The following is a 21,794-nucleotide window of genomic DNA, read 5'->3' on the forward strand; positions in this document are numbered from 1 at the left end:
TACGCGATGTTGCTCAGAAACGGACCACAAACGGCGCGGTGTCCGGCAGAGAAACGGTGGTTGAGGCTTTAAGCTGCGGCGTTCCCAGATAGAGAAAACCGACGATTTTATCCTGCTCGCGGCAGGCAAAACCTTCACGGACGATCGGGCTTTCGGTCAATGCACCGCTGCGCCAGATACCGTTAAAGCCTTGCGCCAGCGCCGCCATCTGCATGGCCATCACCGCGCAGCCGGCCGACATTTCCTGCTCCCATTTCGGCACCTTCGGGTGATCTTCGCAGCGAGCGACGACGGTGATAATCAGCGGGGCGCGGAACGGTGCACTGCGGGCCTTTTCAATGCCTTTGTCATCCTGCCCGGCCTCAATCGCCCCTTTCTCCAGCAGTTGACTGAAGCGTTCACGGCCTTCATCAGAAATAATAAAGAAACGCCAGGGTTGCAGCGTCCCGTGATCCGGGGCGCGCAGTCCGGCACGGAGAATGTTTTCCAGTTGTTCACCGGTCGGCGCCGGCTCGGCAAGACGAGAAGCGCTGCGGCGGTTTATCAATAGTTCGAGAGCATCCATCTATGTGACTCCTGTGATGTCATTTTTCATAAAATTAACATGCGCAGGAATTTTGTTACAGCACGACCGGTGATTCCTGCTGACAACCGCCAGCCGTCTCTTTAGGATAACCAGACGCGGCAACTCATGCGGTTAGCCCATTTTTAACAATGTTAGGGAGAATACATGCGAACTCTTTGGCGGCTGCTCGCCGGATTTTTTAAATGGACATGGCGGGTACTCAACTTTATTCGCCAGCTCGCACTGAACCTGGTTTTCCTGTTGCTGGTTCTGGTTTGTGTCGGTATCTGGGCACAGTTCAGCAGCACCACCACGGAACATACCGCTCGCGGCGCGCTGCTGATGGATATAACCGGCGTGGTGGTCGATAAACCGTCCGCCAGCAGCAAACTCGGCGTGATCGGTCGTCAGCTCTTTGGGGCCAGTTCCGATCGTCTCCAGGAAAACTCGCTGTTTGATATCGTACAGACTATTCGCCAGGCGAAAGATGACCGCAATATCACCGGTATCGTGCTGGATCTGAAAAATTTTGCCGGCGGCGATCAGCCTTCGATGCAGTATATCGGTAAGGCGCTGCGCGAATTTCGCGATAGCGGCAAACCGGTGTATGCCGTGGGGAGCAGCTACAGCCAGGGGCAGTATTATCTGGCCAGCTTCGCCAATAAAATCTGGCTTTCGCCGCAGGGTGATGTCGATCTGCACGGTTTTGCCACCAACGGCCTGTATTACAAATCGCTGCTCGACAAGCTGAAAGTCTCCACCCACGTTTTCCGCGTCGGGACCTATAAATCGGCGGTCGAGCCGTTTATTCGCGACGATATGTCGCCTGCCGCCCGGGAAGCCGACAGCCGTTGGATTGGCGAGCTGTGGCAAAACTACCTCAATACCATCGCCGCTAACCGCCAAATCACGGCTCAGCAGCTGTTCCCTGGCGCTCAGGGGCTGATTGATGGTCTGCGTAAAGTGGATGGCGATACGGCGCAGTACGCGCTGAACAACAAGCTGGTTGATGAGCTGGGCACCGCCACCGACGTGGAGAAGGCGCTGACTAAACAGTTCGGCTGGAGCAAAGCGGATAATAACTATCGCGCCATCAGCTATTACGATTACAGCGTGAAAACGCCGTCCGAGCAGGGCGCCACCATTGCGGTGATCTTCGCTAACGGCGCGATCATGGACGGCGAAGAGACGCCGGGTAACGTCGGGGGAGACACCACCGCCGCGCAGATTCGCGATGCCCGCCTCGATCCGAAGGTGAAAGCGATTGTTCTGCGGGTCAACAGCCCGGGCGGCAGCGTCAGCGCCTCGGAAGTGATTCGTGAAGAGCTGGCGGCAGCAAAAGCCGCGGGTAAACCGGTGGTGGTTTCCATGGGCGGCATGGCCGCTTCCGGCGGCTACTGGATCTCCACGCCGGCCAATTATATCGTCGCCAACCCAAGCACCCTCACCGGTTCGATTGGCATCTTCGGCGTCATTAACACCGTCGAAAATACGCTGGATTCGATCGGCGTCCATACCGATGGCGTGGCGACGTCGGCGCTGGCGGACGTATCAACCACCAAATCGCTGCCGCCTGAAGTTCAGCAGCTGATGCAGCTGAGCATCGAAAACGGCTACAAACGTTTTATCACGCTGGTGGCCAACGCGCGTAACAGTACGCCGGAGAAAATCGACCAGATTGCCCAGGGCCATGTCTGGACCGGTGAAGATGCGAAAGCCAACGGGCTGGTCGATAGCCTGGGCGACTTTGATGACGCGGTGGCAAAAGCCGCGGAGCTGGCGAAGCTGAAACAGTGGCACATCAACTACTATCAGGAAGAGCCGACGTTCTTCTCGATGGTGATCGATAACCTGACCGGTTCGGTCCGCGCGTCGCTGCCAGCGGCACTGCAGGCCTGGCTGCCGGCGCCGGTTGCCGCCGCGGCCAATGCCGTCAAGGCTGAGAGCGATAAGCTCGCCGCGTTCAACGATCCGCAGAACCGCTACGCATTCTGCTTAACCTGCGCCAATATCCGCTAATTCCTTCATGCAGCCCAGTTCCCCCGACAACTCAATGTTGTCGGGGGAACACTACGCGGCCAACGCACCTGCAACCTGATGTATGACGGGTATCCCCTAAATAATTCGAGTTCCAGGCAGGCGGCAAGCGGGCGCATCCCCGGGAGCATAGTCCGCTATGTGACCGGGGTAAACACGCGCGGCCAACGCACCTGCAACGTGAAGTATGACGGGGATTGCGCTGTATTTTTTTAGCGGTCACCTTATACTGCGCCTGTCTACGTACAACCTAAGCGATGATATGCAAAAGAAATCGATTTACGTTGCCTACACCGGTGGGACCATCGGTATGCAGCGCTCAGAACACGGTTATATCCCCGTTTCCGGCCACCTGCAGCGTCAGCTGGCGCTGATGCCTGAGTTCCACCGTCCGGAGATGCCGGACTTTACGATTCATGAATATGAACCGCTGATGGACTCTTCCGATATGACGCCGGAGGACTGGCAGCACATCGCCGACGACATCCGCGCGCATTACGACGAGTACGACGGCTTTGTTATCCTCCACGGTACTGACACCATGGCCTTTACCGCCTCAGCGCTGTCGTTCATGCTGGAGCATCTGGGCAAACCGGTCATTGTGACAGGGTCACAAATCCCGTTGGCCGAACTGCGCTCCGACGGGCAGATCAATTTGCTGAATGCCCTGTACGTTGCCGCTAATTACCCGATTAATGAAGTGGCGCTGTTCTTCAATAATCGTCTCTATCGCGGCAACCGCACGACCAAAGCCCATGCCGATGGTTTCGATGCCTTCGCCTCCCCCAATCTGGCGCCTTTACTGGAAGCCGGGATCCACATTCGTCGCCTCGGTACACCGCCAGCCCCACAGGGTATCGGCGAGCTGATTGTGCATCCCATCACGCCACAACCCATTGGCGTCGTTACGATCTATCCGGGCATTTCTGCCGATGTGGTACGTAATTTCCTGCGTCAGCCGGTGAAAGCGTTGATTCTGCGCTCCTATGGCGTCGGCAACGCCCCGCAAAATGGCGAGTTCATTCAGGTTCTGGCGGAAGCCAGTCAGCGCGGGATCGTGGTCATCAACCTGACCCAGTGCATGTCCGGCAAGGTCAATATGGGCGGGTATGCCACCGGTAACGCCCTCGCCCAGGCGGGCGTCATCAGCGGTTTTGATATGACCGTTGAGGCCACGTTGACCAAGCTACACTATCTGCTGAGTCAGAACCTGAGCGTCGATGAGATCCGCAACCTGATGCAGGAAAACCTGCGTGGCGAACTGACCCCCGATGAGTAAGGAGAACCGATGACGAATCGCGCACTACTGCTGGTCGATTTACAAAATGATTTTTGCGCGGGCGGCGCGCTGGCCGTACCGGAAGGTGATAGCACAATCGATATCGCCAACCGATTGATCGACCATTGTCTTGCCCGCGGCGAAACCGTCGTCGCCAGCCAGGACTGGCACCCGGCAAACCATGGCAGCTTCGCCAGCCAGCACCAGGTCGAACCTTATACCCAGGGACAGCTCGATGGCCTGGTGCAAACGTTCTGGCCCGATCACTGCGTGCAGAACGGCGAAGGTGCGGCGCTGCATCCGCTGCTGCAGCAGCAGGCGATTGCCGCGGTGTTTCATAAAGGGGAAAATCCGGCCATCGATAGCTACAGCGCCTTTTTTGACAATGGACATCGGCAAAAAACCCGGCTTGACGAGTGGCTACGCCAACGCGAGATCACCGATCTGATCATTCTTGGGCTGGCAACCGATTACTGCGTCAAATTCACCGTGCTGGATGCGCTGAATCTCGGCTATACCGTCAACGTGATTACCGACGGCTGCCGAGGGGTCAACCTCCAGCCGCAGGATAGCGCGCACGCCTTTATGGAGATGGCCGCCGCGGGTGCTACGCTGTACACCCTCGACGACTGGCTGGAAACTCAGGCCTAAGCCTTGTCCCCGAACTTGTGCCCGAAGCCGCCGCCTCGGGCCATTTCCCCGCGTTTCTCTTTGACTATAAATTGAGCTGACTCGCAGATTCAACGCCCTATCGCTGGTAGTGTTAACGCGTTGTTTTTTCGCCACGCCATTTACGTGGCGTGTTTGTTTTTCAATGTCACTTTTTAAGTCAAAGAGGATCTGATATGAAGCTTTTGCCTTTACTGGCAGCATTCCCCCTGCTCTGCGCTTCCGTGGTCTCCGCCAGCGCCCTGATGTCCGTCGGCTACTTTAACGGCGGCGGTGACGTCACTGCCGGTCCCGGCGGCGATATCGATAAGCTGGACGTTCGGCAGATAACCCATCTCAACTACTCGTTTGGTCTGGTCTATAACGACGAAAAAGACGAAACCAATGACGCTTTAAAAGATGCCAGCAAGCTGCATCAGATTTGGCTGTCGCCGAAAGTACAGGCTGACCTGCAGAAAATCCCGACATTGCGCCAGCAGAACCCGAACCTGAAAGTCCTGCTTTCCGTCGGCGGCTGGGGGGCTCGCGGATTCTCCGGCGCAGCGGCGACGAAGGAAACCCGGGCGGTGTTTATTCAGTCCGCGCAGGAGATTGTTGAAAAGTATGGTCTGGATGGCATCGATCTCGACTGGGAGTATCCGGTCAATGGCGCCTGGGGACTGGTCGCCAGCCAACCGGCCGATCGCGATAACTTCACGGCCTTACTGAAAGAGCTGCGCGCGGCTTTTGGGAGCAGGAAACTGGTGACCATCGCCGTGGGCGCTAACGCCGAGAGCCCGAAAAGCTGGGTGGATATCAAAGCGATTGCGCCGTCGCTCGACTATATCAACCTGATGACCTACGACATGGCCTACGGAACCCAGTACTTCAACGCCAACCTGTATGATTCAACCCGCTGGCCGACGGTCGCGGCTGCGGATAAGTACAGCGCCGATTTTGTGGTCAATAACTATCTCGCCGCCGGTTTAAAACCGAGCCAGATGAACCTGGGGATTGGCTTCTATGGCCGGGTGCCAAAACGCGCCCTTGAGCCGGGTATCGACTGGACGAAGCCGGATGCGCAAAAAAATCCCGTCACTCAGCCGTGGTTCGGACCACAGCAAATCGCCCTGTTTTCATCGCTGGGTTTTGATCTGACGAAAGACACGTACGTGAAATATAACGACATCGTCGACAAAATGCTTAACGACCCGCAAAAACGCTTTACCGAACATTGGGATGATGAGGCGAAGGTACCGTGGCTGTCGATCCAGTCGGCGGACGGCAAAGCGCTGTTCGCGTTGTCATACGAGAATCCGCGTTCGGTGGCGATAAAGGCTGATTACATTAAGCAAAAAGGTCTGGCGGGGGCTATGTTCTGGGAGTATGGCGCCGATGACCACAATCAGCTGGCGAAGCAGCTCGCGACATCGCTTGGGATTAAACATTAATCGGCGATCGGCCGTCGGGTGAGATAAGCGGCGCCCACCCGAAGGCTACAACTTTGCCCGGTAGCGGCGTTGCCTTACCGGGCCTGTTAAATCCAGCCGCAGGTCCTTGCAAGGATTACCGGGCCTGCTTAATCCAACTACAGGCCCTGCAAGGATTACCGGGCCTGCTTAATCCAACTACAGGCCCTGCAAGGGTTAACCCCTGCGGGCATCAGTCCGTCCCGTCACTGCATCTTCAGCGTGGCAATCGGCTTGGGCGCGATACCAAAATCTTCTTTCAGCTGCTGCTTGCTCTTCATCACCATCTGGCCGTTGGTGTCGATGGTCATGTGCTGCGCGTCGCTGTTATGCCGCGCCTGGTAGAGCATCACCAGCTGCAGGCTGTTCTCTTTCTGCTCGGGCGTTAAGGCCACACCATCCGGCCATTTTCCCAGCTCCACCGCCGTCGCCAGGCGCTGATACACTTCCGGCGTCATACTGTCTATTATTTGCTCGATTTCCATGGTCCGCTCAACTCCGCACTGGAATAATTTGCTGAATCGTTTCTTTAACCTTTAATCTGCTCGCCATTATCGTCGTCATTGAAGCTTAATGAGGCCGAATTGACGCAAAAACGCTCCCCCGTCGGCTGCGGTCCATCGGGAAACACATGTCCCAGATGCGCATCGCAGTTTCCGCAGCGAATTTCAGTGCGCTGCATACCGTGAGAGTAATCGTTCAGATAGCGAATCGCCTCCTCGCTCACCGGCTCGTAAAAGCTCGGCCAGCCGCAGCCTGAATCATACTTCGTTTGCGAGTGAAACAGCGGCGCGTCGCACACCAGGCAGTGGTAGACGCCGTCCCGTTTGTTGTGGAGCAGTCGTCCGGTGAACGGCGGCTCAGTACCGTGATTCTGCGTCACGTAAAACTGCATCTCGCTCAAATTTTTTTTGAGCTCGTCCGAGGAGGGTTTATTCGCCATGTGCTTGCTTCTCACTGTGAAAGGACAACTTTACGCCTCGATTCTAACAAAACATTAACAATGAAGCGTGGACTTTTGTTCTAAACTTATTCGATGCCAAAAGGCAGCCCAGATAATTGTGACTAACATCACATTTTTATCTTTAACGCCCTTTAAAATTCCGGGCGCGGCCCCAATATGGAATTGGGCTCAAAGGGAGAGTGAGGCAAAACATTCGAGCAAAGGTATGCTCAGGATTGATTTGTCGCAATGATTGACACGATTCCGCTTGACGCTGCGTAAGGTTTTTGTAATTTTACAGGCAACCTTTTATTCACTAACAAATAGCTGGTGGAATATATGACTATCAAAGTAGGTATCAACGGTTTTGGCCGTATCGGTCGCATTGTTTTCCGTGCTGCTCAGGAACGTTCTGACATCGAGATCGTTGCAATCAACGACCTGTTAGACGCTGACTACATGGCATACATGCTGAAGTATGACTCCACTCACGGCCGTTTTAACGGTACCGTTGAAGTGAAAGACGGTCATCTGATCGTTAACGGTAAAAAAATCCGTGTTACCGCTGAACGTGATCCGGCTAACCTGAAGTGGAACGAAGCAGGCGTTGACGTTGTTGCTGAAGCAACCGGTCTGTTCCTGACTGACGAAACCGCTCGTAAACACATCACTGCTGGCGCGAAAAAAGTCGTTCTGACTGGCCCGTCCAAAGACAACACTCCGATGTTTGTTAAAGGCGCTAACTTTGACAAATACGAAGGCCAGGACATCGTTTCTAACGCATCCTGCACCACCAACTGCCTGGCTCCGCTGGCTAAAGTTATCAACGACAACTTCGGCATCATCGAAGGCCTGATGACCACCGTTCACGCGACCACCGCGACTCAGAAAACCGTTGACGGCCCGTCTCACAAAGACTGGCGCGGCGGCCGCGGCGCAGCACAGAACATCATCCCGTCCTCTACCGGTGCTGCTAAAGCAGTAGGTAAAGTACTGCCAGAACTGAACGGCAAACTGACCGGTATGGCGTTCCGCGTTCCAACTCCGAACGTATCCGTTGTTGACCTGACCGTTCGTCTGGAAAAAGCAGCGTCTTACGAAGAAATCAAGAAAGCAATCAAAGCGGCTTCTGAAGGCGCAATGAAAGGCGTTCTGGGTTACACCGAAGACGACGTTGTTTCTACCGATTTCAACGGCGAAGTTTGCACTTCCGTGTTCGATGCTAAAGCAGGTATCGCACTGAACGACAACTTCGTGAAACTGGTTTCCTGGTACGACAACGAAACGGGTTACTCCAACAAAGTTCTGGACCTGATCGCTCACATCTCCAAATAAGTTGAGATGAGACATTGATCCAAAAAGGCGACCTCGGTCGCCTTTTTTTATGGCTTCATGTTTACGGCTAACCTTTAGGATTGCACCATGATTAACAAAATTTTTGCTCTCCCGGTAGTTGAACAACTTACCCCTGTCCTCTCCCGCCGCCAGCTTGATGAGCTGGAGCTGATCGTTGTTGACCATCCGCAGGTTAAAGCCTCCGTGGCTTTCCAGGGCGCGCACCTGCTCTCCTGGAAACCGGCTGGCGAAGAAGAAGTGCTGTGGCTCAGCAACAATACGCCGTTCAAAAACGGCGTCGCCCTGCGCGGCGGCGTGCCGGTTTGCTGGCCGTGGTTCGGTCCGGCGGCGCAGCAGGGTTTACCGTCCCATGGCTTCGCCCGTAACCTGCCGTGGGCGCTGAAAGGCCACGATGAAGATGAAAGCGGCGTGATGCTGACCTTTGAACTCAAAAGTAGCGATGCAACCCGCAAATACTGGCCGCACGAATTTACGCTCTATGCGCGTTTCAAACTGGGTAAAACCTGCGAGATCGAGCTGGAAGCGCACGGTGAATTTGAAACCACCTCCGCACTGCATACCTACTTCAACGTCGGCGACATTGCGGCAGTGAAAGTCAGCGGTCTGGGTGACCGTTATATTGATAAAGTGAAGAATGCCGAAGAAGGCGTATTAAGCAACGGTACCGAGACCTTCCCTGACCGTACCGACCGCGTCTATCTGAATGCCGAAGCCTGTAGCGTGATTCACGACGCTGCGCTGAACCGCAACATCGATGTTGTCCACCATCACCACAGCAATGTCGTGGGCTGGAACCCAGGCCCGGCGCTCTCCGTCAGCATGGGCGATATGCCGGATGACGGGTACAAAACCTTTGTTTGCGTCGAAACCTGCTGCGTCACCGAAACGCAGAAAACCAGCGAAGAGAAACCGTCTCGCCTGGCGCAAACTATCCGCGTCGTGAAACGAGGCTAGTCCCTTCCACTCCCGATAGCCGGGAGATGAGGGATTAAAAACAGGGCGATAACGCCCTGTTTTGTTTACTGACACTCGTGTTTTTCCGTTACCAGAATCCCACCAGTTTCATCCACGCGCCTCCCAACACTAACCAGATAGCAATCGAGGCCAGCGATACCACAAAACTGACTCCCCACCACTGCCCGGTCGTATTATATCCCGAGCCAAACAGCGCTGGCCCCGGGCCCCCGGAGTATTGCGTAAGCCCCATCGACAAGTTTGAGGTATACCCCAGCACCAGCGCGGCAAACAGCGGCGGTACGCCGACGGAAACGGCCACGGCAAGAAATGCCAGATACATCGCGGAAATATGCGCCATCGCCGACGCGAAAAAATAGCGGGTGTAGAAATAAACCACGACAAGCAGTAAAAAAACCGTTATCCATTCGAAGTGGCCGACATAGCCGACAATTCGCTCCGATATCCAGCTAATCATGCCGTACTTATTGAGCGCATTGGCCATCATCACCAGTACGGCAAACCAGAACATGGTGTCCCAGGCCGTTTTTTCTTCGATAATATTCTTCCACGACATGATGTTGCTGATCAGCAGCACCATCAGTCCAATAAACGCCGAAAGCGTCGCGGGAATCGAAAAGAAAATATCACCGACGGTCCATAGCAATATCAGCAGGACAAAATCAAACGCCAGAATTTTTTCTGCCAGCGACATCGGTCCCATTTTGCGCAGCTCTTCCCGGGCAATCGAGGGTATCTCCGGCGTTTTCTTCAACTGCGGCGGATAGATCGCGTAAATCACCAGCGGCAGCAGGATCAGTGAGGCAATCCCCGGAGCGATGGCCCCGACAAACCAGGTCGTCCAGGTGATCTCTATTCCCTGGCTTCGCGCCAGTTCGGCGACCAGCGGGTTACCCGCCATCGCCGTTAAAAACATCGTGCAGACGATGGCATCGATTTGTGAAACGCAAATCATTAAAAAGGCGCCGGCTTTTCTCGCCGTCGCCCCTGGTTCTGACTGGTAAGCCGTGGCAATGGACTGCGTAATCGGGTACATAATTCCGCCGCCCCTCGCGGATGCCGAAGGGATCCCCGGTCCGAGGACGACATCTGACAGCGCCAGTCCATAGGCAACGCCCAACATGCTGGAACCGCATTTAGAAATAAACCACAGCGCCACCCGTTTGCCCAACCCGGTCTTGATCACCGCCCGGGAGATGAACATAGCGATACCAATCAACCAGATAGTCCCGTTAGCAAACCCGGATAACGCCGCAACTTTGTCGCTTTTACCCGGCGAGAGAGGCGTCACGCCCAAAAACGCAGAGACGATCAGCGCAATCATCGTCACCGCCCCCATCGGGAGCACCTTTAGAATGATGGCGAAGATAGTGGCGGCAAAAATGGCAAACATTTGCCATGCGTGGAGGGCGAGTCCATCAGGCGGCGGAGTAAACCAGATAATAACGCCGAAGAGTATCGTGAGAATGGCTTTCCACAGCGGGAAAGCCAGCTTCACATCCAGAGGCTTGTTAAGTTCAGTCATGTAAATCTCCTTTTTCTTTTATCTTTAAGGAGATAATCAGCACTGGACCTTGATGTTCATCAACTAAGCGCCAAAGTGTTTTGGCGAATAACTGTTCTTTACACCATATCGAGCGGGACTTTTTTGCCCGGCGCGGGAAAAGCACTATCCAGCCGCGCCAGCTCCTGCACGGTGAGCGTTATCGACAGCGCAGCGGCATTTTGCGTAACATGCTCTACGCTTGCCGCTTTCGGGATAGCCATAACGCCCGGATGACTGATGACCCAGGCCAGCAGAATTTGGGCCGCGCTCACCCCTCGGTCTTCAGCAATATTTTTCACAACGCTGTGATTTAAAAGTCCATCGCGCAGACGTCCGGCCTGAGCCAACGGGCTGTAGGCCATCACCGGCAGCGACCGTTGCTGACACCACGCCAGCAGGTCATGTTCAATGCCCCGCGACGCCAGGTGGTACAGTACCTGATTGGTCGCGCACCGTTGGCCCCCGGCAACCTGCCACAGCGTCTGCATCGCGGCAGTATCGAGATTCGATACGCCCCAACGGCGAATTTTTCCCTGCGCCACCAGCCTCTCCATGCCCTCAACGGTTTGCGCAAAGGAAAACTCGCCGGCCCAGTGCAGCAGGTACATATCGAGGTAATCGGTCCCCAGACGGCGCAGGCTGGCCTCGCAGGCATCCATCATCTGCTGTCCACCCGCATGCCACGGATAGACTTTAGAGACCAGTACGACGCGATCCCGCAGGCCGCGAATCGCCTCTCCCACCACCTCTTCCGCCCCGCCATGTGCATACATTTCGGCGGTGTCGATGACCGTCAGCCCGCGTTCCACGCCCGCTCGTAGTGCAGCCACCTCCTGCGTACGTCGGGCCCTGTCTTCACCCATATACCAGGTTCCCTGCCCGATAGCAGGAACCGCCGCACGATCGCCAAAAGATACTGTTTTTTCCATCATCGCCTCCTCCGGTTATGCCGTTGCACCACCGTAATGCAAAACAGGGCGTGACGCCCTGTTTTGATGCACGAATTTCTTCGTTATGGTGCACGATCGTCTGCTCAACGAACGCTATCGTGTGCGATCAGAAGGTGTAGGTAATCCCCGTGGAGATCAGACCGCTCCAGGATTTGTCGACCATCGGACTGTCGGTGATTTCATTAGACAGGTGGGTGTAACGCGCCACGCCATACACGCTCCAGTCGCCGAGGAAACGATAGTTAGCCGACAGCTCAAGGTACGGGTTCCAGCTGCTATCCGGGTCGTAGCTACGCATGCCGCTACGATTGGACTCATGCTGAGAAACGCCGTAGTAGTATTCGTTCTGGTTATCGCTGTTCCACTCGAGGCCAATCCCCGGCGTCAAGGTCAGGTTGCCGTTGGTATAGCGATAAAGCCAGGCCGTATCCCAGGTGATACCGTTGCTGTTACCCAGCGTGTCGCCCGCAAGCGTCGTACGCAAGAAGCCGTACTGCGTGTTGTGGACATAAGAGAGCCCGGCCATCATGGTGGTTTTACGGCGATCCAGCTTGCGCATTTGCTCACTATCGCTGTCGCCCGGCTTGAAGTACATCGGCGACCAGTAGGCGGTCACGGACAGCTTATCGGTGTTGTCATTCCACAAATAGTAGCCGCCACCGAGGCCGTGAAACCAAAAGCTGTCGCTCTCATAGCTAATTGCCGGGACGGGGAAAACATCGGCATCGTATTGTTTATAAGGGTTCTCGACGATACCCACGCCGGCCCCTAACGTAAATTTCCCTTCCGCGTGGGCAGCCGAAACAGAGGCCGCAAGGCACACGCTGAGTGCCAGAGGTTTGATCTTATTCACAATCCATATTCCCGTTTGTCAATTAATACGCCGGGGCAGTTTACCGTCGTAGGCCTCATGCCTCAAATTCTTTACCCGTCATTACATAAACCATTCAATTTCTCATCAACAGATGACCATAAACTTGCAGCCGGATGACAGCCCCATGACGCGGCCTGGCAAGACGTGCGAAAAAGCGCCTTTTTTCCGGATGAGTTATTGATATGTCATTGAAATTGATTTTTGCCGGCATGCAAGTTTTCTAAATGCATCTACGCTTTAATTTAGAAGAAGTGATTTTGGCGCACGTTGTCTGTGTCGCTTCGTCAACCTGGCATAAGGGTTGCTGGAGAATCGATGAACGTCGCGCAGTTTACCTCTTCCGGGAGCTCCCACTATTCATATGAACGGCTCTCAACTTGTGCTAAAAACGAAAGGACGGCATGCCATGAATATATTCGATCACTATCGCCAGCGTTATGAAGCTGCCAAGGACGAAGAGTTCACACTGCAGGAGTTTCTTACCATCTGCCGGCAAGATCGCAGTGCTTATGCCAACGCGGCAGAACGGCTGCTGATGGCCATTGGTGAGCCAGTCATGGTCGACACGGCCCTGGAACCCCGGCTGTCCCGTCTCTTTTCAAACCGGGTTGTCGCACGCTATCCGGCATTTGAAGAGTTTTACGGCATGGAAGATGCCATCGAGCAGATCGTCTCTTACCTGAAACACGCCGCACAAGGTCTGGAAGAGAAGAAACAGATTCTGTATCTGCTGGGCCCGGTGGGCGGGGGTAAATCGTCGCTGGCTGAACGTCTGAAATCCTTAATGCAGCGTGTACCTATCTATATACTGAGCGCCAATGGTGAACGTAGCCCGGTCAACGATCATCCGCTGTGCCTGTTTAACCCGCAGGAAGACGCGCAGATTCTCGATAAAGAGTATGGCGTGCCTACCCGTTATCTCGGCACCATCATGTCGCCGTGGGCGGCAAAACGTCTGCACGAGTTCGGTGGCGACATCACCAAATTCCGCGTGATCAAAGTGTGGCCCTCTATCCTTGAGCAAATTGCCATCGCCAAGACAGAACCGGGTGATGAGAATAACCAGGATATCTCCGCGCTGGTCGGTAAAGTGGATATTCGTAAACTGGAGCATTATGCCCAGAACGATCCGGACGCCTACGGCTACTCCGGCGCCCTGTGCCGCGCCAACCAGGGGATTATGGAGTTCGTCGAGATGTTTAAAGCGCCTATCAAGGTGCTGCATCCGCTGCTGACCGCCACGCAGGAAGGCAACTATAACGGAACCGAGGGAATTTCGGCCCTGCCGTTTAACGGTATTATTCTCGCCCACTCCAACGAATCCGAATGGGTGACCTTCCGTAATAACAAAAACAACGAGGCTTTCCTCGACCGCGTGTATATCGTCAAGGTGCCTTATTGCCTGCGTATCTCCGAAGAGATGCGTATCTACGAAAAACTGCTTAACAACAGTGAGCTGACCCACGCGCCGTGCGCCCCGGGGACCCTGGAGACGCTGTCGCGCTTCTCCATACTGTCGCGGCTGAAAGAGCCGGAAAACTCGAGCATTTACTCCAAAATGCGCGTGTACGACGGTGAAAGCCTGAAAGACACCGACCCGAAAGCGAAATCCTATCAGGAGTACCGCGATTACGCCGGCGTCGACGAAGGGATGAACGGTCTGTCCACCCGCTTCGCCTTCAAAATATTGTCGCGCGTGTTTAACTTTGACCACGCCGAGGTCGCCGCGAACCCGGTCCATCTGTTCTACGTCCTGGAACAGCAAATCGAGCGCGAGCAGTTCCCGCAAGAGCAGTCGGAACGTTATCTGGAGTTCCTCAAAGGCTATCTGATCCCGAAATATGCCGAGTTTATCGGTAAAGAGATTCAGACCGCCTATCTTGAGTCCTACTCCGAATACGGGCAGAACATCTTTGACCGCTATGTCACCTATGCGGACTTCTGGATTCAGGATCAGGAGTACCGCGATCCGGACACCGGCCAACTGTTTGACCGTGAGTCGTTGAATGCGGAGCTGGAGAAAATTGAGAAGCCGGCCGGGATCAGCAACCCGAAAGACTTCCGTAATGAGATAGTCAACTTCGTCCTGCGCGCCAGGGCTAATATCAACGGACGGAACCCGAACTGGACCAGCTACGAAAAACTGCGCACGGTGATTGAGAAGAAAATGTTCTCCAATACCGAAGAGCTGCTGCCGGTGATTTCGTTTAACGCCAAAACCTCAACCGACGAGCAGAAAAAACACGACGATTTTGTCGATCGTATGATGGAGAAAGGCTATACCCGTAAGCAGGTCCGTCTGCTGTGCGAATGGTACCTGCGCGTACGTAAATCATCCTGATAACGGAAATTGCCCGGCAGTGCGTTGCCTGCCGGGCCTACAAAAACAGCGACCTGTAGGCCGGGTAAGCTCAGCGCCATCCGGCATTTCCGTCGCAGCGTAAGGTTGGCAATTGCAGCACAGGAGGGCATATGACCTGGTTCATAGACCGGCGCCTGAACGGAAAGAATAAAAGTGCGGTGAATCGCCAGCGCTTTTTGCGCCGTTATAAGGCGCAGATTAAACAGTCCATCTCCGAGGCGATCAATAAGCGTTCAGTGACGGATATTGACAGCGGAGAATCCGTTTCTATCCCGACGGATGATATCAACGAACCGATGTTTCATCAGGGACGCGGGGGGCTGCGTAACCGCGTCCATCCGGGAAACGACCACTTTGTACAGAATGACCGCATCGAGCGTCCTCAGGGCGGCGGCGGCGGTGGCGGGAGCGGTCAAGGGCAGGCCAGCGCCGACGGCGAAGGCCAGGATGGTTTTGTCTTTCAAATATCGAAAGATGAGTATCTGGATCTGCTGTTTGAGGATCTCGCCCTACCGAACCTGAAGAAAAACCAGCAGCGCCAGCTCACCGAATTTAAAACTCACCGGGCTGGCTTTACCGCCAACGGCGTGCCGGCCAATATCAGCGTGGTGCGATCCCTGCAAAACTCGCTGGCGCGACGTACGGCGATGACGGCGGGCAAGCGTCGCGAACTACGGGCGCTTGAGGAGGATCTGGACACCATAGCCAAAAGCGAACCGGCGCAGCTGCTGGAAGAGGAGCGTTTACGTCGGGAAATCGCCGAGCTGCGGGCAAAAATCGAACGCGTGCCTTTTATCGATACCTTTGACCTGCGCTATAAGAATTACGAAAAACGCCCGGAGCCGTCCAGTCAGGCGGTTATGTTCTGTCTTATGGATGTCTCGGGTTCGATGGATCAGGTCACCAAGGATATGGCCAAACGATTTTATATCCTGCTGTATCTGTTCCTCAGCCGGACCTATAAGAACGTTGAGGTCGTCTATATTCGCCACCATACGCAGGCCAAAGAGGTGGACGAGCACGAGTTTTTCTACTCCCAGGAAACCGGCGGCACTATCGTCTCGAGCGCCCTGAAGCTCATGGATGAGGTTGTTAAAGCACGGTACGATCCGTCGCAATGGAATATCTATGCCGCGCAGGCCTCGGACGGCGACAACTGGGCGGATGATTCACCGTTGTGCCATGAACTGCTGGCTAAAAATATTCTGCCGGTGGTGCGTTACTACAGCTATATAGAAATAACCCGCCGCGCGCACCAGACGCTGTGGCGCGAATATGAGCATCTGCAGGAAACCTTTGAGAACTTTGCGATGCAGCACATTCGCGATCAGGAGGATATCTATCCGGTGTTCCGCGAACTGTTCCACAAGCAGGGTTCCGAGGCCAGAAACTAGCCAATAAAAACAGTCAGTTACATTAAGATCCTGACTGTTTTCCTTGAAGGCTGGCCGTTGAGTTTTTGCGCTTCAATTCAAATAATGACGTCTGAATAAGCCTCAATCAGTGCCTGACTGGAAGCGACTGCCACTATGCGTCTGACCGCCCACCTCTACGTTCGTCTGCCCCTGCTGATTTCAATCGTTCTGGGCGTTGTCTGTTTTTTCTTGCTTCCGACACAGCTCGGGACCTTGCAAAGAGTGCTGATCGGCTGGAATACGCTGGCATGGCCTTATCTGATTTTTATCTGGATCCGCATGTTGATTACTGATGTATCGGGCATTCAGCGCATTGCCCGGTTACAGGACCAAAGCGCGATGCTCGTGCTAACGATAGTCATTGTGGCCTGTGCGGCCAGCATCGTCGCCATTTTAAGCGAACTCAATGCGTTGAAAGAGCTCTCCGGCACGCCGCGCGTGGTCCATCTCCTGTTGACGGTGACAACCCTCATTGTCTCCTGGGCCCTCGTGCCCAGCTCTTTCGCTATGCACTATGCCCATCAGCACTATCTGCATCGGACGCAGGAGGTCACCCCGATGATATTTCCTGAAAAGCCGGAGGAGCCTGGATACTGGGATTTCCTGTACTACGCGTTTACGATTGCGGTGGCCGCACAAACCGCCGATGTGGCCACCGGGACAACCGGGATCCGGCAAATCACGCTGCTACAATCGGTTATCTCCTTCGTGTTCAATCTCGCAATACTGGGTCTGTCGGTCAACGTCGGCGCAGGTCTGCTGAATTAGTCTCTCCGAATCCGTTTCAACTGGCGCAGCAAGAAAGCCGGCTGTCGTTCCAACATGACGCGACGAAGGTTGCCCTTCCCCCCGCCCCTCCTTCTCCCGACCGGTTCCTTAGGGTCAGCATTGCCGTTTAAAACGCTTATTTTTGTGCGCTAGTCCACAATTTAATATTCCGCAAGGGCAATATTTACTTTTAAATAAATGTGCTGTTTTAGAGCCAGAGGTTACACCATACACTATGCCTGAACGTGCAATGCTGCCTGAAAAATTAATATTCTTTTATAGCAATTAAAATATTTTACATTTTAACCGCCACCAGCCGCGGCTGAGATTTAATAATTAAATCCCGTGCAATTTGTTACGGAACTTATATTTTAAAACACCAGGAATTAATTAATGAAAAAATCTTTATTACCCCTTGCCATTGCGTCGTCACTTTCAATGGTGTCCACAGCCGTATTAGCAGATGATAAAACAGATGCCCCATCCAAAACCGTCACCGCCACCGACACCTTGGCTGGCATTGATTTTTATGGGTATTTCCGTTCAGGCATGGGGGCCAGTGACGGCGGTGGTTCGATGAAAGACGCAACCGGCGGCAGCTTCGAGAAAAATAAACTCGGTCGTCTGGGTAATGAATTTGACACCTACGCGGAAGTTGGTTTTGGTAAAGAATTATATCGTTCAGGAAGCCAGTCTGTATATATCCAGACGATGATCAATATGTACGACGGCGACACCAACAGCAGCCACGAAAATAAGTTTGGCTGGGAAAACATGAATATCCAGTTCCGTAATTTTATGGGCCTGGATGAAACAACCTGGGCGGGTATCCGCCAGTATAATAAATACAGCATTGACGCTAACGACTACGATTTCTGGAACCATACCAACGTCGGCGGCGGTATTGAAAAAATGAGTCTCGGTCAGGGAAAACTTTCTGTCGCCTTCTTACATCGCGATATTGATGAAGATCTTTCAGCCTTCGCCGAAGGCGAAGTGGACGCCCAGCAGCTGATCGATTCCAATCAACTTGAACTGATGTATGACAGCCAGCCTCTGTGGGATGGCGCAACGCTGGCGGTGGGTTATAAATACCTGCACGCAGATGCCAACGATGAGCAAGTAGAGCGAGCCAACCACGATTATGTCGATGGCCAAACCGCGATGGTGGTGTTGAAGCAGCAGATCTTCGACAAAGGCGTTAACAATACGGTTATTCAGTATTATGGCAAAGGCTCCGCCCTGCAAGGCGTGACCTTTGGTGCTGCGGACACGCTCAATGGCACGGTTAAAGAGGGTGAAGGTTGGGCACTGCGTAACTACGGCACTATCCCGGTTGCCGCGGACTGGGATGTCAGCCATGCGCTGAACTATGCTGCCGCCAACGATGTTGAGCTGTGGAATGGTGATAAAGGCGATGCGTCAACGGCGTCCGTCAGCGCGAAAGTGACCTATCACTGGTCTGATTACACCCGGACTTACCTTGAAATGGGTTATTTCGACGACAAGAAAACGGTTAACGGGACTGACTACGATCGCAGCGGGGCAAAATACACCCTTGCGCAGGCGCTGTCCTACGGTCGCGATAAGCCAGAATTGCGTGTATTCGTCAGCCATTACGATAGCGACCGGGATAACTGGACGGATGCCAGCGAATCGTCCTTCAACAATGGTCTCGACAACGACACCTGGGCTGTGGGTATTCAGGCTAACGTCTTCTGGTAATAATGGACTGTCCGCTGCGGGCGACTGGCATAAGCTGCCCGCAGTCGGCAAACCGGCGCAGGATTCTGTCTGAGTGAATACGCCGGGCAGCACGGTCGCGGAGATAGCCGGATCGGAATCCACGCAAAGAGGCGCGTGGCAGGGCTGCTCAGACAGCCCTGAACCCGCAGGGAAGATAGCTGATTTTATGACTTCTTATTGAGCATCGATTTTAAATCCGCAAAGGGGTTATAGGTTGCGGCGGCCACATCTTTTTGCGCATCCTCCCCCGCCACCACTCGCGTCCCGTACTGGTCAGCCTCGGTGTATTTGGAGTGCTCATGATCGTGGCAGTACAGACACAATAACTCCCAGTTACTGCCATCTTCCGGATTATTGGTATGATCGTGATCGATATGGTGAACCGTTAATTCACGCAGGTTGGAATAGACAAACTCCCGCGAGCAGCGCCCACATATCCACGGATAGATTTTTAATGCTTTTTCACGATAGCCGCTTTCCAGCCGGGCATAGTTTTTAGGGATCAGAGCCATTGGAGATGTTACCTGTTACAAAGAGATAATGGGTTAGATAGTACCCCCAATCTGCTCCGCAAGGGAACAGAAGGTCTGATGAAAGCGCAACAGGATATGGCGTATGACGGGTAATCCCTGCGGCGCAAATCCCCCTTGTCGCTCCTGCTAGCGCGCTGGCTGAGCGGAAATCTGACGCATAAAGACGCATAAAAAAGCCAGCGATCTTGTATCGCTGGCCACAGGATGACGCCCTGCTGCCGGACTGACTCTTTACCGGCAGCGACGATTATCGATCGTTCAGACAATCCCGCGCGGGCTCTTTTGCCAGCACGCCGCCTTCAATCTCACGCATAATCAGACTGGCCAGATTCTCCATTTGATGGACCTTGCCGCATTTGACAATGATCTGCCGCGCGTTGTCATATCCCGGCGCCCACAATCGGTTGTTCATGCGCACATCTTTATAGACAGCCACCAGCGGTTTTCTCCACGCCGCCGCCATATGCACCACCGAGGTATCCGGTGAGATAATCAGATCGGCCTCGGCAATCAGCGCCATGGCGTGATGCAGCGTTTTGAAGGGGTTAATGCTCACCTTTTCTGGCAGCGGGAGTCGGATCTCATTGCGGTGATCGAGCAAAATAATCTGTACATCGGGATAAGCCTCCTGCAGTTTGCCGATCAGGGATGACAACTGCGCCTGCGACAGACTGCGGTCCGGATGCCCGGCAAAAATATTAATGATGACTTTTCGCCCGACAAGCCCCGCCAGATACTGCCGGGTTTGCTGATAAATATCCTCTGGAATATGGAGGTCATAGCGTTCCAGATGTTTTTTATCCAGATTCAGATGCTCGGCGATAAACGTATAGGTTTGGCTGACATGCCAGTTTTCACAATCAAAATCAAAGGATTTTGAATAATGATTAATCGATGCCCATTTATTAAACCCCAGAACCGATTTTGCTTTTATTTGTCGCAATAACAGCATCCGGTGTATGGGCATATCGAATAAAGAGGGATCGATAACAATGTCATACTTATTATTCGCAAGCTCATTAATAACGGACTCAGGAACATTATGGGTAAATTTACGCAGGAAATCACCGGAGGCTACATTCTCAGCCTCATAGATCCGACGAATGCCCGGATGATACCGCATCACCTGGCTATTCGATTTTGTCAGCAGGAAATCCACGATAAACCCAGACTGATGAAGGCACTTAACCAATGCGGAATCGACAACCACATCCCCGATAGCGCCTTCATTGCGCATCAGCAGCACCGTTTTTGCCGATGATAAATCCAGCTCAGACCGCGCAGGGCTATCCCACAGCGTTTTTGCAATATAAACACGTAAGGCGTTACGCACTCTTTTTGTAAAATAATTACGGCGTCTGTTAAGTTCCCTTATTTTTTTAAACTTCTTTGGGGATACCCGCACCGCTGTGTTGTCCATCATCATATCCTCGTAACCACAATTAACCGCACCACTATCGATTTTGTTAAGGACTCAATAAAATGAGAAAAGTTCTATTGCTTAATAAATTCTTTCCATTTTGTTGGGATCGGTGCTTTGGCCAGCGATAAATTGAAGAGAAATTGCCTAAATTATGAATTAAATGCGAATAATCCGATGAGAAATACGAATTGACCCTCACCGCTCGCGGAGATATTCATCGTTACGCATCATGTCGTCTGTCTCTCTCCTCGGTCGAACATTCACCGCGCAAGAAATCAGCAGCAAAATGCCCCCTCAGGTTCCGTTGGTTCTCATCTGGTGTGAAGACGATTATGCTGACGACTTTGTCATGATGGAAAGAGTGAGATGAACATGCCGGAAAAACGCAACACCCACCGTCAGCTGCTCGCGCTGCTTGAACAGCACCAGGCCCACTATCGCGTCGTGGAACATGAGGCCGTGGGGAAATGTGAGGCCGTGTCGGAAATTCGCGGTACCGCTTTGGGCCAGGGGGCAAAAGCGCTGGTCTGTAAAGTCAAAGGGAACGGCGTGAACCAGCATGTCCTGGCGATCCTCGCCGCCGACCAACAGGCGGACCTGTCACGCCTGGCGCAGCATATCGGCGGCAGCAAGGCATCGCTGGCCAGTCCGGCGGAAGTCGATACGCTCACCGCCTGCGTTTTTGGCGCCATCCCACCGTTCAGCTTTCACCCGGATTTGCGGCTGATTGCCGATCCGCTGCTGTTCGATCGCTACCCTGAGATTGCCTTTAACGCCGGCCAGCTGGATAAATCCATTATCCTGAACACCGAGGATTATCTGCGCATTGCCCGGCCGGAGCTGGTCGCCTTTCGCCGCGAAAGCTGAGAGGTGATGGCTCACCGCCACGCCAAATTGTGCAGATG

At 53.8% G+C, this 21,794-nt stretch carries 19 protein-coding genes; 11 read left to right on the plus strand and 8 right to left on the minus strand.

Features of this window, described 5'->3' with window-relative positions; all coding sequences use genetic code 11:
- Nucleotides 1–13: 13 nt before the first annotated feature.
- Nucleotides 14–565, minus strand: a complete 552-nt coding sequence (locus OQV00_RS15700) for an NAD(P)H nitroreductase (RefSeq protein WP_004860825.1) — start codon at nt 563–565, stop codon at nt 14–16.
- 165 nt (nt 566–730) lie between these two features.
- Here OQV00_RS15700 and sppA point away from each other — a divergent pair, with 165 nt between their 5' ends.
- The 4 genes from sppA to chiD all read left to right on the plus strand — a co-directional run bounded on the left by sppA (nt 731) and on the right by chiD (nt 5,980).
- Nucleotides 731–2,584, plus strand: a complete 1,854-nt coding sequence (sppA, locus tag OQV00_RS15705) for a signal peptide peptidase SppA (RefSeq protein ID WP_004860822.1) — start codon at nt 731–733, stop codon at nt 2,582–2,584.
- A gap of 280 nt (nt 2,585–2,864) precedes the next feature.
- Nucleotides 2,865–3,881: an asparaginase gene (gene ansA, locus OQV00_RS15710; RefSeq protein ID WP_032724346.1), complete on the plus strand. Its 1,017-nt coding sequence runs from the start codon at nt 2,865–2,867 to the stop codon at nt 3,879–3,881.
- A 9-nt stretch (nt 3,882–3,890) separates the two neighbouring features.
- On the plus strand, nt 3,891–4,532 hold the full coding sequence (gene pncA, locus OQV00_RS15715; protein ID WP_004860817.1) for a bifunctional nicotinamidase/pyrazinamidase: 642 nt from the start codon (nt 3,891–3,893) through the stop codon (nt 4,530–4,532).
- Nucleotides 4,533–4,726: 194 nt separating this feature from the next.
- The gene (gene chiD / locus OQV00_RS15720) at nt 4,727–5,980 is read left to right on the plus strand and encodes a chitinase ChiD (protein ID WP_004860814.1); all 1,254 of its coding nucleotides are present in this window, start codon (nt 4,727–4,729) and stop codon (nt 5,978–5,980) included.
- 224 nt (nt 5,981–6,204) lie between these two features.
- Here chiD and OQV00_RS15725 read toward each other — a convergent pair whose 3' ends face one another.
- On the minus strand, nt 6,205–6,483 hold the full coding sequence (locus OQV00_RS15725; protein ID WP_004860812.1) for a YeaC family protein: 279 nt from the start codon (nt 6,481–6,483) through the stop codon (nt 6,205–6,207).
- Between the two features lie 44 nt (nt 6,484–6,527).
- Nucleotides 6,528–6,941, minus strand: coding sequence for a peptide-methionine (R)-S-oxide reductase MsrB (gene msrB / locus OQV00_RS15730; RefSeq protein WP_004860809.1), 414 nt, complete (start codon nt 6,939–6,941; stop codon nt 6,528–6,530).
- A gap of 339 nt (nt 6,942–7,280) precedes the next feature.
- Here msrB and gapA point away from each other — a divergent pair, with 339 nt between their 5' ends.
- Both gapA and OQV00_RS15740 read left to right on the plus strand, forming a co-directional pair.
- On the plus strand, nt 7,281–8,276 hold the full coding sequence (gapA, locus tag OQV00_RS15735) for a glyceraldehyde-3-phosphate dehydrogenase (RefSeq protein ID WP_004860805.1): 996 nt from the start codon (nt 7,281–7,283) through the stop codon (nt 8,274–8,276).
- An 87-nt stretch (nt 8,277–8,363) separates the two neighbouring features.
- Nucleotides 8,364–9,251 carry a D-hexose-6-phosphate mutarotase gene (locus tag OQV00_RS15740; RefSeq protein ID WP_004860802.1) on the plus strand — a complete coding sequence of 296 codons (888 nt, stop codon included), beginning with the start codon at nt 8,364–8,366 and terminating at the stop codon, nt 9,249–9,251.
- 88 nt (nt 9,252–9,339) lie between these two features.
- Here OQV00_RS15740 and OQV00_RS15745 read toward each other — a convergent pair whose 3' ends face one another.
- The 3 genes from OQV00_RS15745 to OQV00_RS15755 all read right to left on the minus strand — a co-directional run bounded on the left by OQV00_RS15745 (nt 9,340) and on the right by OQV00_RS15755 (nt 12,621).
- The gene (locus OQV00_RS15745) at nt 9,340–10,797 is read right to left on the minus strand and encodes a DASS family sodium-coupled anion symporter (RefSeq protein WP_032717255.1); all 1,458 of its coding nucleotides are present in this window, start codon (nt 10,795–10,797) and stop codon (nt 9,340–9,342) included.
- A gap of 98 nt (nt 10,798–10,895) precedes the next feature.
- Entirely contained in the window at nt 10,896–11,750 is an 855-nt protein-coding gene (locus tag OQV00_RS15750) for an aldo/keto reductase (RefSeq protein ID WP_086816782.1), read from the minus strand.
- 124 nt (nt 11,751–11,874) lie between these two features.
- Nucleotides 11,875–12,621 carry a MipA/OmpV family protein gene (locus OQV00_RS15755; protein WP_004860797.1) on the minus strand — a complete coding sequence of 249 codons (747 nt, stop codon included), beginning with the start codon at nt 12,619–12,621 and terminating at the stop codon, nt 11,875–11,877.
- Between the two features lie 427 nt (nt 12,622–13,048).
- Here OQV00_RS15755 and yeaG point away from each other — a divergent pair, with 427 nt between their 5' ends.
- From yeaG to OQV00_RS15775, 4 genes are all read left to right on the plus strand, one after another.
- On the plus strand, nt 13,049–14,983 hold the full coding sequence (gene yeaG / locus OQV00_RS15760; protein ID WP_004860792.1) for a protein kinase YeaG: 1,935 nt from the start codon (nt 13,049–13,051) through the stop codon (nt 14,981–14,983).
- Between the two features lie 131 nt (nt 14,984–15,114).
- Nucleotides 15,115–16,398: a YeaH/YhbH family protein gene (locus OQV00_RS15765; protein WP_004860790.1), complete on the plus strand. Its 1,284-nt coding sequence runs from the start codon at nt 15,115–15,117 to the stop codon at nt 16,396–16,398.
- 135 nt (nt 16,399–16,533) lie between these two features.
- Nucleotides 16,534–17,187, plus strand: coding sequence for a DUF1345 domain-containing protein (locus OQV00_RS15770; RefSeq protein ID WP_071359322.1), 654 nt, complete (start codon nt 16,534–16,536; stop codon nt 17,185–17,187).
- A 393-nt stretch (nt 17,188–17,580) separates the two neighbouring features.
- Nucleotides 17,581–18,912, plus strand: coding sequence for a carbohydrate porin (locus OQV00_RS15775; protein WP_064357156.1), 1,332 nt, complete (start codon nt 17,581–17,583; stop codon nt 18,910–18,912).
- A gap of 185 nt (nt 18,913–19,097) precedes the next feature.
- Here OQV00_RS15775 and yajD read toward each other — a convergent pair whose 3' ends face one another.
- Nucleotides 19,098–19,445, minus strand: coding sequence for an HNH nuclease YajD (yajD, locus tag OQV00_RS15780; protein ID WP_004860781.1), 348 nt, complete (start codon nt 19,443–19,445; stop codon nt 19,098–19,100).
- Between the two features lie 268 nt (nt 19,446–19,713).
- Nucleotides 19,714–20,889, minus strand: a complete 1,176-nt coding sequence (locus OQV00_RS15785) for a glycosyltransferase family 9 protein (RefSeq protein WP_104896262.1) — start codon at nt 20,887–20,889, stop codon at nt 19,714–19,716.
- 366 nt (nt 20,890–21,255) lie between these two features.
- Here OQV00_RS15785 and OQV00_RS15790 point away from each other — a divergent pair, with 366 nt between their 5' ends.
- Nucleotides 21,256–21,756: a YbaK/prolyl-tRNA synthetase associated domain-containing protein gene (locus tag OQV00_RS15790; protein ID WP_004860775.1), complete on the plus strand. Its 501-nt coding sequence runs from the start codon at nt 21,256–21,258 to the stop codon at nt 21,754–21,756.
- Nucleotides 21,757–21,794 lie beyond the last annotated feature (38 nt).

The sequence above is a fragment of the Klebsiella sp. DY2415 genome, from assembly GCF_026314315.1.
In the GTDB taxonomy this organism is placed as follows: Bacteria; Pseudomonadota; Gammaproteobacteria; order Enterobacterales; family Enterobacteriaceae; genus Klebsiella; species Klebsiella ornithinolytica.